General features: G+C 62.9%; 13 protein-coding genes and 2 pseudogenes. 11 read left to right on the top strand and 4 right to left on the bottom strand.

Annotated features, from left to right (window positions below; all coding sequences use genetic code 11):
- Positions 1-17: 17 nt before the first annotated feature.
- The gene (locus tag QF047_RS01580; protein WP_307273183.1) at positions 18-641 is read left to right on the top strand and encodes a hypothetical protein; all 624 of its coding nucleotides are present in this window, start codon (positions 18-20) and stop codon (positions 639-641) included.
- Between the two features lie 226 nt (positions 642-867).
- On the top strand, positions 868-1,497 hold the full coding sequence (locus QF047_RS01575; RefSeq protein ID WP_307273182.1) for a DUF1345 domain-containing protein: 630 nt from the start codon (positions 868-870) through the stop codon (positions 1,495-1,497).
- Between the two features lie 63 nt (positions 1,498-1,560).
- Here QF047_RS01575 and QF047_RS01570 read toward each other — a convergent pair whose 3' ends face one another.
- From QF047_RS01570 to QF047_RS01560, 3 genes are all read right to left on the bottom strand, one after another.
- Positions 1,561-1,818 (bottom strand): helix-turn-helix transcriptional regulator, encoded by a 258-nt coding sequence (locus QF047_RS01570; protein WP_307273181.1) that lies wholly within the window; start codon positions 1,816-1,818, stop codon positions 1,561-1,563.
- 63 nt (positions 1,819-1,881) lie between these two features.
- The gene (locus QF047_RS01565) at positions 1,882-2,118 is read right to left on the bottom strand and encodes a hypothetical protein (protein WP_307273180.1); all 237 of its coding nucleotides are present in this window, start codon (positions 2,116-2,118) and stop codon (positions 1,882-1,884) included.
- A gap of 231 nt (positions 2,119-2,349) precedes the next feature.
- The gene (locus QF047_RS01560; protein WP_307273179.1) at positions 2,350-2,847 is read right to left on the bottom strand and encodes a helix-turn-helix domain-containing protein; all 498 of its coding nucleotides are present in this window, start codon (positions 2,845-2,847) and stop codon (positions 2,350-2,352) included.
- Positions 2,848-3,253: 406 nt separating this feature from the next.
- Between QF047_RS01560 and QF047_RS01555 the strand changes: the two genes are divergently transcribed.
- The 9 genes and pseudogenes from QF047_RS01555 (at position 3,254) to QF047_RS01515 (ending at position 11,254) form a co-directional block, all read left to right on the top strand.
- Entirely contained in the window at positions 3,254-3,397 is a 144-nt protein-coding gene (locus QF047_RS01555) for a hypothetical protein (RefSeq protein WP_307273178.1), read from the top strand.
- Positions 3,398-3,569: 172 nt separating this feature from the next.
- Positions 3,570-4,556, top strand: coding sequence for an AraC family transcriptional regulator (locus QF047_RS01550; RefSeq protein WP_307273176.1), 987 nt, complete (start codon positions 3,570-3,572; stop codon positions 4,554-4,556).
- Positions 4,557-4,681: 125 nt separating this feature from the next.
- Positions 4,682-5,257 carry a flavin reductase family protein gene (locus tag QF047_RS01545; protein WP_307273174.1) on the top strand — a complete coding sequence of 192 codons (576 nt, stop codon included), beginning with the start codon at positions 4,682-4,684 and terminating at the stop codon, positions 5,255-5,257.
- A gap of 117 nt (positions 5,258-5,374) precedes the next feature.
- Entirely contained in the window at positions 5,375-6,973 is a 1,599-nt protein-coding gene (locus tag QF047_RS01540; protein ID WP_307273172.1) for a 4-hydroxyphenylacetate 3-hydroxylase family protein, read from the top strand.
- Positions 6,974-7,064: 91 nt separating this feature from the next.
- Entirely contained in the window at positions 7,065-7,910 is an 846-nt protein-coding gene (catA, locus tag QF047_RS01535) for a catechol 1,2-dioxygenase (protein WP_307273169.1), read from the top strand.
- Positions 7,911-8,036: 126 nt separating this feature from the next.
- A complete protein-coding gene (locus QF047_RS01530) occupies positions 8,037-9,137 on the top strand; it encodes a mandelate racemase/muconate lactonizing enzyme family protein (protein WP_307273167.1) in 1,101 nt (366 codons plus the stop codon).
- A gap of 45 nt (positions 9,138-9,182) precedes the next feature.
- Positions 9,183-9,461 carry a muconolactone Delta-isomerase gene (gene catC / locus QF047_RS01525; protein WP_307273165.1) on the top strand — a complete coding sequence of 93 codons (279 nt, stop codon included), beginning with the start codon at positions 9,183-9,185 and terminating at the stop codon, positions 9,459-9,461.
- Between the two features lie 13 nt (positions 9,462-9,474).
- Positions 9,475-9,747 (top strand): hypothetical protein, encoded by a 273-nt coding sequence (locus tag QF047_RS01520; RefSeq protein ID WP_307273163.1) that lies wholly within the window; start codon positions 9,475-9,477, stop codon positions 9,745-9,747.
- A 295-nt stretch (positions 9,748-10,042) separates the two neighbouring features.
- Positions 10,043-11,254 (top strand): annotated as a pseudogene (locus QF047_RS01515) (L-dopachrome tautomerase-related protein).
- A 21-nt stretch (positions 11,255-11,275) separates the two neighbouring features.
- Here QF047_RS01515 and metH read toward each other — a convergent pair.
- Positions 11,276-14,937 (bottom strand): annotated as a pseudogene (gene metH, locus QF047_RS01510) (methionine synthase).
- Positions 14,938-14,953 lie beyond the last annotated feature (16 nt).

Below are 14,953 nucleotides of genomic sequence, written 5' to 3'. Positions count from 1 at the left end.
GAAAGGAGACCTGCACCATGACCGAGATAGCAACGCCATACATCGCCAACAAACGCATCCCACCCAGGTCCGCCGAAGACCTCCGGGCCCAGATCCCGGGATGGGGCGCAGACCTGGACCCGGCCGACAGGCCCTCCTACCCCCGCGAACAACCAGGCATCGAAACCGGCGCGCACTGGGACTTCCCCGAACGCCAACCCGAGAAATACCCCCGGGAACGCTCCGTCGAACACGCATTCCTGACCCCGGTCTTCGGGACCTCCACCCCTCCCGCAGGGCTCTCCGGCGCCATCCGCAAATACGCCTACAAATACAGTGAAGGCCGGGCCGCGCACTGGCTCCTGCTGATCGCCGCCGACCGCGTGGACGCCACCGAACACCACCTGAAGTCTCTGGCGACCCTGCACCCGGACAACCCCATCACCGAAACCGGAGTGCTCAGCGAGTTCTCCCACCACCCCATCCAATCCCGATACGGACAAAAACGCGCGGACACCAACCACCAGTGGATGGACCCGATCATCGTGGCCGGACCCTGGGTGCTGGCGGCTGTAGGGCTCGCAGCGTCCTATAGGACGCTGCGAAAGGAGCGCACACAGCCCGACGCCCGTTCCGCCACGGCGGCTGAAATCCAGCGCTAACAGCACCAATGTGCGCCGCAATTCCTGCCGCGGTGACCCACGCAAAGTGGGCACCGCGGCTGGAATCCCTGCGCCGGGTATTGCCCTGCAGGACACCGGCGGCAACTTGGGTCAGCGCCTATGACTAACAACCAGATCTCCCGGTTCTTTGTGAATGCCAAGGACTCCGTAGGTCCTGAGATATCCCGTGATATTGAGAAATCTAGTCTGGAGGGCAGCTTCTGCAATGTCGCACATTGATCGCAAGGCTTTATTTTCGGTCATTATTGGTCTAGTTGTCGCACTCGTTCCGGCGCTGCTCGGTGCTCCCGAACTCGCGCCCTTGATCGGATGGTCTGTCGCTGGCGGCGTCTTCCTGATCTGGGCATGGACAAAGGCATGGCACGCTGGTCCGGAAGCTACGGGTGAACTCGCCCGCCATGAAGGTCAATCTCGACGGCTCGTTGACTCCCTCATCATCGGCGCGACGTTCGTCAGTCTCGTGGCGGTCGTCTTTGCATTGATGCGCAGCCAGCAGAAGGATGTCATCGGCGTGGCCGCCGCGATCCTGGCAGCTCTCGGCGTGGTGCTCGCATGGGCTCTCGTTAACACTGTCTACGCCTTCAAGTACGCCCGGATGTACTACCACGACGACCGCCATCGCTTCCGTTTCAACCAGGACGAGGACCCGTCGTACAGCGACTTCGCCTACGCAGCATTCTCAATCGGCATGTCATACAACGCGAGCAATGTGAACGAGTCATCCACTCCCTCCCGCAGGATCGCCCTGGGGCACGCTCTGCTCTCCTACTTCTTCGCCACCTTCGTCGTCGCAGTGGCGATCAACCTTGTAGTCAGCCTCGGCCAGTCCAGTTAACTAGGACAAGGACTGTCTGTCAGTCCATACTGACGTAACCCCTTCTGCCGCGCCGGCCGGGTTTCACCGCTCCAGGTCAGGGAGCCTTTTGGGCTGAGGTCCGGCGACGTCCGTTACTGACGATGTTTCCCCGCGGGGATCAAATATTTCCTCTACTGGCTGCCGGAAGTAGCGGGCTATGGTGATGGCCAAGCGAAGGGAAGGAAGGTAGCGGCCAACCTCTATGGATTGGATCGTTTGCCGCGAAACCTCAAGGGCGGCGGCCAGTTCCCCCTGCGACATTCCGGCTGCGATGCGGAGATCGCGGACTTTGTTCTGCACAAGAATCCTGCATCTAGCGTTTAGGGTGAGAGTACGGGGATAAATGGCGCATTTTTTGGCGGGCTAAATGGGGCCATCGTGAAACAAGCGAGGATGAGCGGCGCCCGTTATGTCCTCGATCGCCCAGCGAAGGATCTGTAGTTCGAAGCTGTCGTATTGAGTCAGGCCGTACAGATAGGCCTCGAACTCGGTTGAGCCGGCGCTTCCGCCGTTGGCCCAGTAGTGTAGCCACAGTTCGTCCAGGTATCTCTTGTCCTGTCGGATAAGATCCAGTGCCGTGAAGCGCGGATCTTGCATCATGGATGGCCCCCGATTGTTGCGACCGCCCTTTCGGAACGGCGTTCATTTCCTTCGCTGTTGCCGCCGCTTCTGGAGCCATTCCCCATGCTGCATAGCTGAAACCGCCAGTGTCCAGTGATATGCACGCGATGTTCCATCTTCAGGCCGAGGTCTGCACGAAATGGCCTCTGAGCTTGAAATTCGGTGCGTCCGGTCAGTCGGTCCGCCCAGCGGACGCGATCTCTGGGGTTTTTACAGTCCGGTCAGCTTCCTGAGCTCGGCGGCCTTGATCTGGGATAGGTCCGGATTTTCTTGCGCGTCTCTGAGGGAGAGTCCGGTTGACTCCCTGACGGCGCGGCGCATGGCTGTCAGGTTTGCGAATCCACTGGCGTCGGCTATGTCGCCAAGGGATCGCTTCCACGAGTTTTGGTCAGAGAGGAGCTCGAGGGCCTCCAGGGTTCTGAGTGCGCGGATGTATCCGTTCACCTGGAGAGGTTCGTGTTCAAAGAGGTAGTAGAGGGCTCGGCGTGAAAGGAATGAGTACGCCACGACCTCGTTAACATCGAGTGCGGGGTTTCTGTAGTTCTCGCGCACGAATTTCTTGATGGCGGCGATGCGCGCGAGTTTTATGTTCCTTTCATCAACGGGGGTCTCCAGCAGTGAGCCGATCAGTGCGGTCATCATGGACCGGAAAACCGGTTCGAGACGCGGTATGTCCCGGTCTATGCCTGCCTGCTGCCAGCTGGACATTGCGGGAAGGATTAGTCCGCGCACCAAGGGATTTTCCCGAATGTCACCCAGGCCCTGCAGCCGTTTCATGCGATTGTCGTCCAGGCCAAGCAGGTGCCGGTCGAATTGGATCCTTACGGCGCTAAGGCCGGCAGGGGCGTAGAAGGTACCTGGGGACGAAAGGTCGAGGAACCTGACAGTTCCGGGGGAAATTTCTTCGGGTTGTCCCGAGAAGCTGAACCCGGCACAGGAACTTCGGAAGTACAGCAGCCAGTTCTGGGTAATGGCAGGAGCGGTCCAACGGCAGCTGGCTGGTTCATTGTTGACATCAACAAGGCTGAAACCAAGGCCTTCCAAGCTTAGGGCGGTTGGATTGAAGCCGGGACCCACTGGTTGTTCGGTCTTTTCCAACCGGGCTGGGGCTTCGATGGCGCTTCCGTACCAGCACCGCCAGTATTCAAATTTTTCGCCCAGGTTCAGCCCGGCCGGAACGCTGAAGCGTCTGATTCCGCCCGGCCCGGAGTCCGACGCGTCCGGGCTGGAAGCGCTGGTGCTGGAGCGAGGCGTGTAGTTCATGGGTTGGGACCTTTTGGCTGGTTAACAACCGCGATTCATTGACAGCGCCGCTGCGGCAGCAGGAGGCACGGTACGTTTACGACCATATAAGTTTAGGCGTTGGCAGGGAACGCTCCTATGTGAGTGAATTACCGCTCATGCTGTGATCGGGCTTACACTACCTTTTCATGACTTCCGGGCAATCCCGCGGCGCGAAGGCGCTGAGATTCTCCACCGACGGCATCCCGTCAAACAACCGGGTGCATTTGTGGGAGCACCACAACGCCAGGGCGCTTATCGCGCTCGACATCCGCACCATGGATGAACAACCGCTGCGGGCGGCCGAAATCAACCTCCATTTGCCCTCGCTGAAGTTCGCCTCCGTTAGGGGTAGCGCCCAAGTGGTGGAGCGTAGCGAGGCGTTCATCCGGCGGCATCCGATGAACTCCGTGGCCGTGTTCTTCGCCCTTGAAGGCGAGGCATTCTTTTACTACCAGGGTGGCTTTGAAGCGCTAAGGCCGGGGCAAGCCGTCATCTACGACGTGGATCGCCCCTTCATGCGTGGCTTTAGTAGCGGGCTGCGGGAAATGGTGCTGACCATCCCGCATGAGGACTACCTCGAAATCACCGGCGGACGCGCGCTGACCAAGCCCATCGTCTTTGACTTCCGGCAGGAGCAAAGCGCCAGTCGACGGGCCTTCACCCTGGCCCGACTGGTGTCTGACGCACTGGCCGGCTCGGCAGACGCGGAGACCACCGAGGCCGCAGCGCTCGAGCTTCTGTCCGCGATCCTCGTGGGTGACCGCAGCGGCACCGGCGCCTGCCACCTCGCCGCCGCCCGCTGCTACATCGCCGGGCATCTGGCAGATGTCGAACTTGATGTGGCAAAAGTGGCCGCCGCCACGGGCATCAGCGAAAGGCACCTCGCCCGCCTCTTCAATGAAGCGGGCAGCTCGCCGAGTGCCTACATCCTTGAGCTCAGGCTTGAGCTCGCCCGGCGCCTGCTCACGGATCAGGCCGAGGCGGAGTCGCCTATAGCGGCGGTTGCCCGCCGCTGCGGGTTCTCATCGCAGGCCTATTTCGCGCGCGCGTACAAGACGCGCTACGCGGTCACACCGTCGGCTGAACGTAAGGCCGCCCTCGCCCAATGCGGTGAGCGGCTCGTTTTGCACTGACTATTTGCACTGACCGGACATCTTTTTGCACCTGGCGGACATCATGTGACCGGCGACACCCGTCGCCTCGTGGTGTGCACCACGCTGAAGGGGAACAACACGCCCAACAGCACCAGGAGTACACGATGTCTGCACCATCCACGATCGATCCGCGGGACCTGCGCCATGCGTTCGGCCGGTTTGGGACCGGCGTTACGGTAGTGACGACCACGTCCGAGGACGGACAGGCGCACGGTGCGACCGTGAGCGCGTTCACCTCGGTGTCCCTTGACCCGCCACTGGCCCAGGTCACGCTGATGCGCAGCTCAAAGCTGGCCACCTTGGTGAAGGACCGGCCGTTCGCGATCAATGTCATGTCTTTGGGACAGCTTGGGACTTGCCTTCATTTCGCCGGAAAGCCGATGAAGGGAGGTCCCGCCTGGGGACAAAGCGCTACGGGTGTTCCGGTGCTTGCAGGCAACGCTGCCACCCTCGAATGCCGGCCGTGGCGCATCTACGATGGCGGCGACCACCTGATTGTCATCGGCGAGGTCGAGCACCTCGAAATCACCCCCCTCGAACCCTTGATATTTTTCGGCGGCAAGTTTCACCACCTGGGCAGCCTGGTCGGCGGAACGCCGTGGGAGCAGTGCGGCGACGGCCATGAGGCTGGCTGGGTCACCGGTGCCGCGGCCTTCGGCCGCGTCCCTGCCGCCGTTTAGCCCGGGCACACAGCCCTGCCACACCGGCGTCGTGCCTTCCCTCCGCTTTACATTCCTCACTGTTTCATCCCTGCCAGTTCGGCGAAGACGCCGACGAACCACCGAAAGGAACCGGCCATGACCGAGACCATCGAAACCCCCGAAGCCACTGCTTTGCCGGACATGTCTGCCCGGACAGCCCCGGCGAATCCGCTCAAACCACAAACCGGTGACGAATACATTGAGTCCCTGCGCGATAACCGCGAGGTCTGGATTTACGGTGAACGGGTCAAGGACGTCACCACACACCCGGCCTTCCGCAACTCGGTACGTATGGCCGCCCGCCTCTACGACGGCTTCCACAACCCGGACACCGCCTCAAAGCTGCTGGTTCCCACCGACACCGGCTCCGGCGGCCTGACCCACCCGTTCTTCAAGGCCGCCCGCAGCGTGGAGGACCTGAAGGCTGCGCGTACGGCGATCGAAACCTGGGCGCGGATGTCCTATGGCTGGATGGGCCGCTCCCCGGACTACAAAGGGGCTTTCCTCGGCACCTTGGGCGGGATGCCGGACTTCTACGAGCCGTTCAAGGACAACGCGATTCGCTGGTACAACGAGTCCCAGGAAAAGGTCCTCTACTGGAACCACGCCATCATCAACCCCCCGGTCGACCGGCATCTCCCGCCCGACCAGGTTGGCGACGTATTCATGAAAGTCGAGAAGGAGACCGACGCCGGGCTGGTCGTCTCGGGCGCGAAGGTCGTCGCCACAGGCTCGGCCATCACCCAGTACAACTTCATCGCCCATTACGGCCTGCCGATCAAGAAAAAGGAATTCGCCCTGATCTGCACGGTGCCGATGGACGCACCGGGTGTGAAGCTGATCTCCCGGGCCTCGTACTCCCACCAAGCCGCGGTAATGGGCACCCCGTTCGATTACCCGCTTTCAAGCCGACTGGACGAGAACGACTCGGTCTTCGTGTTTGACAAGGTCCTGATCCCGTGGGAGAACGTCTTCGCTTACGGAGACGTCGAGAAGATCAACAATTTCTTCCCGCAGACAGGTTTCCTCAACCGCTTCACCTTCCAGGGAGTCATCCGGCTGGCCGTCAAGCTCGACTTCATCGCCGGCCTACTGCTCAAGGCCCTCGAAATTGCCGGAACCAAGGACTTCCGCGGCGTCCAGGCCCGGGCCGGCGAAGTCATCGGCTGGCGGAACATGTTCTACGCCCTCGCCGACGCCATGGCACTGAACCCGGATGCCGGCCCCGACGGCACGGTGCTGCCGAAGCTCGACTATGGCCTCGCCTACCGCATGTTCATGGCCACCGGCTACCCGCGGATCAAGGAAATCATTGAACAGGACGTCGCCTCAGGCCTGATCTATCTCAACTCCTCCGCGCTGGACTTCAAGACCCCGGAAATCCGGCCTTACCTGGACAAGTACGTCCGTGGCTCTGACGGCATCCAGGCTGTGGACCGGGTCAAGTTGATGAAACTGCTCTGGGACGCCATCGGCACCGAATTCGGCGGCCGCCACGAACTGTACGAGCGCAACTACTCCGGTAACCACGAAAACGTGAAGGCCGAACTGCTCTTCGCGGCCCAGGCCCAAGGGACCACATCCATGATGACCGGCTTTGCGGACCAGTGCATGAGCGAATACGACCTAGACGGTTGGACTGTTCCGGACCTGATCAACAACGACGACGTCAGCATCTTCCTCAAGCGCCACTAGTCGATCCGTTGGGCTGCCCGCCTCAGGGGCGCATCGTGGCCTTCTTTCCGCAAAAAACGTAAATCAAACAACAGCTATTCAGGAGATCGCAATGACCATGGAATTCCAAGCCACCGCTGCCGCTTCGGGCGCGAACGCCACGGAGCGCTTCCGTGAGAACAAGAAGACAGCCGCGTCGTCCAGCCAGGAGCGGGTGAGCCTTCTGGCCTCCCGGCTAATCAAGGCCATTAACGACACTGTGATCGAAGAGAAGGTCACGTACGACGAATACAATGCCCTGAAAGCGTGGCTCATCCAGGTCGGCGAGGACGGCGAGTGGCCCCTGTTCCTGGACGTCTGGGTGGAGCACTCGGTCGAACAGGTCGCCAACGAGTACCGCGAAGGCACGAAGGGATCCATTGAAGGTCCGTACTACGTGCCCGACTCCCCGCGGTACGAGTCGCCGGCCACGCTGCCGATGCGCGAAGACGAGCAGGGCACCCCGCTGCTCTTCCAGGGCCGCATCACCAACCTCGCCGGTGAAAAGCTGCCCGGGGCCTCAGTGGAGATCTGGCACGCCGACGACGAGGGGTTCTATTCCCAGTTCGCTCCAGGCCTGCCCGAGTGGAACCTGCGGGGCACCGTCATCGCAGACGCAGACGGCCGCTACGAGATCAACACCATGCAACCCGCCCCTTACCAAATCCCGACGGATGGATCCTGCGGGAAGCTCATCGCGGCGGCCGGTTGGCACGCTTGGCGCCCGGCGCACCTGCACCTGAAGATCTCCGCGCCCGGCTACCAGCTAATCACCTCGCAGCTCTACTTCAAGGGCGACTCCCACGTGGGCGATGACATCGCCTCGGCAGTGAAGCCCGAGCTGATACTCGACCCCACTCCGCGTGCCGATGGCAACGGCCGCGAAGTCTCCTACGACTTCGTTCTGGACCCTGCATAAACACGCCCACCGTGATCCCAAGCGACCCGCTGCTGGCGCAAGTACCAGCAGCGGGTCGCCCGTTGATGCCGAACGTTATCTGAGTCTTCAGCACGCCCGTCGGTCTGCTTTGGAAGGACCCGCCCCGTGAAAATCGAACGGATCGAAACGATCCCTTACGCCATCGCTTACACGCACCCCCTCAAGTTCGCCAGCGGGGAAGTCACCAGCGCCGACCACGTCCTCGTGCGCGTTTACACCGACGACGGCGTAGTGGGCCTTGCAGATGCCCCTCCCCGCCCTTACACATACGGGGAGACGCAGGAATCCATCGTGGCGATCATCGACAAGATCTTCGCCCCGCAGTTGGCTGGCATTGAAATCGTGGACCGGGAGAGGATTCACGCCGTGCTGCGGCGAACGGTCAACAACCAGGTGGCGAAGGGCGCCATCGATGTTGCCGTGTGGGATGCAATCGGCAAAGCCCTTGGTACCCCGGTGCACAAGTTGTTGGGCGGGTACACCGACCGGATGCGGGTGAGTCACATGCTCGGCTTCCGGCCGGCGGACGAGCTGCTCGACGAAGCCCAGCGCTTCCGTGAGCAGTATGGCATCACCACCTTCAAGCTGAAGGTGGGCCGCCGGCCACTGTCACTGGACGTGGAAGCGTGCCACGTTCTGCGGGAGGGGCTGGGCGACGACGTGGAAATCTATCTGGACGCGAACCGCGGCTGGACGGCGAATGAGGCCCTGGAAGTACTCCGACGCACGCAGGATCTCGGGCTAAGCCTGCTCGAGGAGCCGTGCGACGCCAAGGAAGCCATGGGCCGCCGCCGCCTGGTCGAAAAGTCGCCGATCCCGGTGGTCGGCGACGAATCCGTCCCCACAGCAGGGGACGCCTCCCGCGAACTGATCTCGGGCGGCTGCAACGCCATCTGCATCAAAACCGCGCGCTCCGGCTTCACCGAGGCCACCGAGATCCTGGGCCTGTGCACGGGACTCGGCGTAGACGTGACCATGGGCAACCAGATCGACACCCAGATCGGCTCGCTGGCCACGGTCACCTTCGGCGCCGCTCATGAGGCCACGAGCCGCCGCGCCGGGGAGCTGTCCAACTTCCTGGACATGTCCGACGACCTCCTGGCTGACCCGATCCGCATCGTCGACGGGACGATCGCTGTGCGCGACCTGCCCGGAGTTGGAGCCGAGATCGACGAGGACAAGCTCGCCGCCTACCGCCTGACCTAGCCTGTCCCGGCAGTACACCTTCCCCGCCAACCGAAAGAGAAAAACATGCTGTTCCTTGCCCGCATGGACGTCCAATTCCCGCCGCACCTCGACGCCGGAGAGGTTGCCCGCCTGCAGAGCCTCGAAAAAGAATATTCCCGAACCCTGCAGCAGGACGGCCGGCTAACCGCTATCTGGCGGGTGGTCGGTGAGTACGCGAACTACTCAATCTTCGAAGTCGCGTCCAACGACGAACTGCACCAAATCCTCAGCAGCTTCCCCATGTACCCGTACATGAGGATCAAAGTAACGCCGCTGGCCAAACATCCCAACTCCCTCCTATGACCACATTTTCGCATTGCAGAACCCCCGGCATTTACAGGGCATTGCCGAAGGCATCAAGGAAGGCCTGATCACGCCAATGTCTTTCGAAATCTTCGACTGGAAAGGGATCAGACCCGGTGATGAGATTGAGGTGCTGGATGACGGCTTTGTCATTGCACGTGGAGTAATCGAAGACCTGGCACCAGATCAAAGCCTCATCCGGCTCAAGCTCTCCTATGGGAGAGGTGGACAAACGTACTGCCGCCAGGACGGCTGGCAGGTCCGTACCCTCCGCCGGGAATCGTAACTCGGTCGCCAGGCCACGGACTGGCTTCAACTCACACCTTGAAGTACTTCGCCTCCGGAACCGCTGGCGCACTACCGCTGAAGCCGCCGTGCACCGTGGAGTTTTGCAGCATTTAGCACGAACCCTCGACATCCTTACTAAGGGTACTTAGCATGAAGGCTCGGTCGGTGCTATTTCGTGAACGGCCGGCCAGCCGGGTTTTCCGGGGACAGCCGGTCGCCTTTTATCCAGGGGGCCTCCCGCCCAGAGTGGGTGGACTGAGCGGTCCCATCCATTTCCCACTCCGTTGCAATTCATGTATACGCACCTGGGTGACGTGCGCCCTGAACGGCCCTTGTACACGGCTCGCAGGGTGGACAGAGGAAGAGAGCGGAAGAGGTATGTGATGACTGATCAGGCGCGGGAGCTTCCCGTGGAGCAGCCGCTGGGCCAGCTCGAGGCGGTGGCCCACTTTTATGGGGCGATGCCAACGGGCGTCACGGTATCGCACGAGGGCCGGATCTTTGTGAACTTTCCCAAGTGGGGCGACGACGTGAAGTACACAGTTGCCGAAGTGGTGGATGGGGACACGGTTGCCTATCCCAATGAGGAGATTAACCGCAGTGATGCGGATAATCTGGCGGGCACCCTGATCTCGGTGCAAAGCGTGGTGGTTGATCCGGCAAACAGGTTATGGATCCTTGACACCGGCAGTCCCTTGTTCCAACCCACGGAATACGGGGGGCCGAAGCTGGTTTGCGTCGATCTGGCCACTGACACAGTGGTTAAGACCATCCTGTTTCCGCAGGACGTCGCCCTGCCCACGAGCTATCTCAACGATGTCCGTTTCGATCTGAGGCGCGGGCAGGAGGGTATTGCATACATCACCGATTCCTCAGACCAAGGACCGAACGGAATCGTGGTTGCCGACCTGGCCACGGGCGAAAGCTGGCGGCGGCTGCATGACCATCCCTAGACGAAGGCAGAAGAATTGTCCGGGTTCGTGCCGGTAGTCGAGGGGCGGCCTTTGCTCGACCGGCAACCGGACGGCTCGGTCCGGCGGGCGATAGCGATGGGCTCCGATGGTATTGCCATCAGCAGCGACGGCGCCCGGCTGTACTACTGTCCCCTCGTGAGCCGGCGACTTTACAGCGTGGCCACTGACGCGCTCCTGGATCGGTCAGCCGACGATGCTGCCGCGGCTGCCACAGTCACCGAGGAAGGGGACAAAGGCGGCGCCGGTGATGGGCTCGAATCGGATGCCGCAGGGTATATCTACGCGACGAACTACGAGCACAATGCCGTCCTCCGTTGGGCTTCCGGTTCTGAAGGAGCCTGGGAGACGGTGGCACACGATCCCCGGCTGCTGTGGCCGGACACGCTCTCGGTGGCCCGCGACGGACATCTCTATGTCACCGCCAACCAGCTGCACCGGCAGGCGGATTACCAAGGCGGCAAAGACCAGCGGGTTAAGCCCTACACACTGTTCCGGATTCGGATCGATGCCGGGCCGGTGCTACTGCGCTGACTCAATCCTCCGAAGTCCAGCTCACACCTTGAAGTACTTCGCCTCCGGGTGGTGGAACACAAACGCGTCCGTGGACTGCTCAGGGTGCAGCATCAGCTCGTCGCTGAGGACCACGCCCATCCGCTCAGGCTTCAGCAGTTCCGTCACCTTGCGGCGGTCCTCCATTTCCGGGCAGGCAGGGTAGCCGAGCGAGAACCGCGCACCGCGGTACTCGAGCTTGAAGTACCCTGCCGTGTCTTTCGGCTCCTCGGCGCCGAATCCCAGCTCCTTGCGGATCCGGGCATGCCAGAACTCGGCCAGCGCCTCGGTGAGCTGCATGACCAGGCCGTTGAGCTCGTAGTAGTCGCGGTACTGGTTGGCAGCGAACATCTTGGACGTGAACTCCTCGATCTTCGAGCCGGCGGTGACCAGCTGCACCGGCAGCACGTCGATCTGTCCCGATTCGCGGGACTTCACGAAGTCGGCCAGGCACAGGTGCCGGTCGCGGCGCTGGCGCGGGAAGTCGAAACGCAAACGGTCGGTGCCGATCGGGCCGCCTGAACCACCGTCGGGGGCGAGGAGGCCTGCGGTGCCGAGGACGCCGTCGTGATCCTCCCCGTGGTGCAGCACCACCACCTGCTCCCCCTCGGAGACCACCGGGAAGTAGCCGTAGGCGACGGACGCGTCAAGCATTCCCTCGGCGAGGATGCGGTCCAGCCAGTAGCGCAGGCGCGGCCGGCCCTCGCGTTCCACCAGTTCCTCGTAGGAGGCGCCGTCATCGCCGCGGCCGGGCTTGAGCCCCCACTGGCCCATGAACGTGGCGCGCTCGTCGAGCAAGGCCGCGTAGTCGTGGAGTGCCACGCCGCGCACAATGCGCGTGCCCCAGAACGGCGGCGAAGGAACCGGGTTGTCGGAGACGACGTCGGACCGGCCGGGCATTGCCTCGGGCTCGGTGACCGTGAGCTTGGCACCGCCCTTGTGGATGCGCTTCTTCAAAGGCGGCAGGCCGACGTCGTCCGGCGATTCGCCGCGGGCAACGCGCACCAGCGGCTCCATGAGGGCAAGGCCCTCGAAGGCGTCCTTGGCGTACCGGACCACGCCATCAAACTGCTCCGCCAGGTCCTGCTCCACGTAGGCGCGGGTCAGGGCGGCGCCGCCGAGGATGACCGGCCACTTCTTCGCGAGGCCGCGGGACTGCAGCTCGGCGAGGTTCTCCTTCATCACCACGGTGGATTTCACGAGGAGCCCGGACATGCCGATCACGTCGGCGTTGTGCTCCTCCGCCGCGGCCATGATCTCGGCGATGCCCTGCTTGATGCCGATGTTGATGACCTTGTAGCCGTTGTTGGTGAGGATGATGTCCACCAGGTTCTTGCCGATGTCGTGCACGTCGCCGCGCACGGTGGCGATCACCATGGTGCCCTTGCCTGACGAATCGGACTTCTCCATGTGCGGCTCGAGCAGGGCGACGGCGTTCTTCATCACCTCGGCGGACTGCAGCACGAACGGCAGCTGCATCTCGCCGGCGCCGAAGCGTTCACCGACCACCTTCATGCCCTCGAGCAGGTGGTCGTTGATGATGCCGAGCGGGGTCATGCCCTCGCTGCGCGCGAGGTCAAGGTCCTCTTCAAGGCCCTTGCCCTCGCCGTCGATAATGCGCCGTTCCAGGCGCGCGCCGGTAGGCAGCGCCGCGAGTTCCGCGGCGCGCTGGTCCTTGAGTGCTGCGGTGTCGACGCCGGCGAACAGGTCCAGCATGATGGCCAGGGGGTCGTAGGTGGTGTTGCCGTCGGCGTCGTATTCGCGGCGGTCATAGACGAGGTCCAGGGCCACTTTGCGCTGATCTTCCGGCAGGGAGGCGAGCGGGACGATCTTGGCGGCGTCGATGATGCCGCTGGTCAAGCCTGCCTGCACGGCCTCGTGCAGGAACACCGAGTTCAGCACCATACGCGCCGCAGGGTTGAGGCCGAAGGACACGTTCGAGAGACGCCGAGCGTGGTGTTGATGCCGGGGTACTTGGTGGTGATCTGGCGGATGGCCTCGATGGTTTCGATGCCGTCGCGGCGGGTTTCTTCCTGGCCGGTGGCGACGGGGAAGGTCAGGGCGTCGACGATGATGTCCTCGACGCGCATCCCCCATTCGCCCACCAGGGCGTCGACGAGGCGGGAGGCGATGGCCACCTTGCCTTCGGTGGTCCGGGCCTGGCCCTGTTCGTCGATGGTCAGGGCGATCACGGCAGTGCCGTGTTCCTTCACCAGCGGCATGATGCGCGCGAAGCGGCTGTCCGGGCCGTCGCCGTCCTCATAGTTGACGGAGTTGACCACCGGGCGGCCGCCGATGAGTTCGAGCCCGGCCTGCAGCACGGGCGGTTCCGTTGAGTCGATGACCAGCGGGAGGGTGGAAGCCGAGGCGAAACGTGAGACGACCTCCTTGATGTCGGCCACGCCGTCGCGCCCCACATAGTCGATGCAGACGTCCAGCAGGTGCGCGCCGACGCGGACCTGCTCGCGGGCAATATCCACGCAGTCGTCCCAGCGTTCTTCCAGCATCGCCTGGCGGAACGCCTTCGAACCGTTCGCGTTGGTGCGCTCACCGATAGCGAGGTAGGCGGATTCCTGGTCGAAATTCACGTGATGGTAGAGGGAAGCGATACCGGCTTCGCGTTCGGTGGGGACGCGGGCGGCGCCGTTGCCGTTGCTCGCTTTCGCCTCTGAGGTGACGGGGGCGGCGGTGCGGAAGGGCGCAAGACGTTCGACGACGGCGGCCATGTGCTCCGGCGTCGTACCGCAGCAGCCGCCCACCAGGCCCAGGCCGAATTCGCGGACGAACTGCTCGTGCGCGGTGGCGAGTTCGGTGGGTGAGAGCGGGTAGTGCGCGCCGTTTGCGCCGAGGACGGGCAGGCCGGCGTTGGGCATGCAGGCGATGGCCACCGAGGACTGCTTGGAGAGGTGGCGGAGGTGCTCGCTCATCTCATCGGGCCCGGTGGCGCAGTTCAGGCCGATGGCGTCGACGCCGAGCGGCTCGAGGGCGGTGAGGGCTGCGCCGATTTCGGAGCCCATCAGCATGGTACCGGTGGTTTCGACGGTCACCTCGACGAAGATGGGAAGCCGGATGCCGCGGGACACGATGGCCTGCTTGCAGCCGTTGACCGCGGCTTTGGTCTGCAGGAGGTCCTGGCTGGTTTCGATGAGGAAGGCGTCCGCTCCCCCGTCGATGAGGCCCTCGGCCTGCAGGGCGAAGGTCTGCTTGAGGTAGTCGTAGCTGGTGTGGCCGAGGCTGGGGAGCTTGGTGCCCGGCCCCATGGAACCGAGGACCCAGCGCATACGTCCGTCTGTTTTTTCTGCCGCTTCAGCGCGTTCGCGGGCGATCTCGGCACCCTTGCGGGCGAGTTCCTCGATCCGGTCGTCGATGCCGTAGTCGGAGAGGTTGGACCAGTTGGCACCGAAGGTGTTGGTTTCGACGGCGTCGATGCCCGTGGCGAAGTACGCGTCATGGATGTCCGCGAGGACATCCGGGCGCGTGTCATTGAGGATCTCGTTGCAGCCCTCCAGCCCTAGGAAGTCATCCTCGAGCGACAGTTCCCGGCCCTGCAGCATGGTGCCCATCGCGCCGTCGGCGATGACGACCCGGTGGTTCACCGCGTCCAGGAGTTCCTGTGAACGGACGGGACGGGCGACGGAGTCTATATCAAGAGCAAAACGAGGCATCTAAACAGGTTACGGG

Source organism: Arthrobacter sp. W4I7 (genome assembly GCF_030816215.1).
Classification (GTDB): domain Bacteria; phylum Actinomycetota; class Actinomycetes; order Actinomycetales; family Micrococcaceae; genus Arthrobacter; species Arthrobacter siccitolerans_A.
The sequence above is the reverse complement of the archived record's forward strand: the minus strand, read 5'-3'. Positions and strand labels throughout refer to the sequence as shown.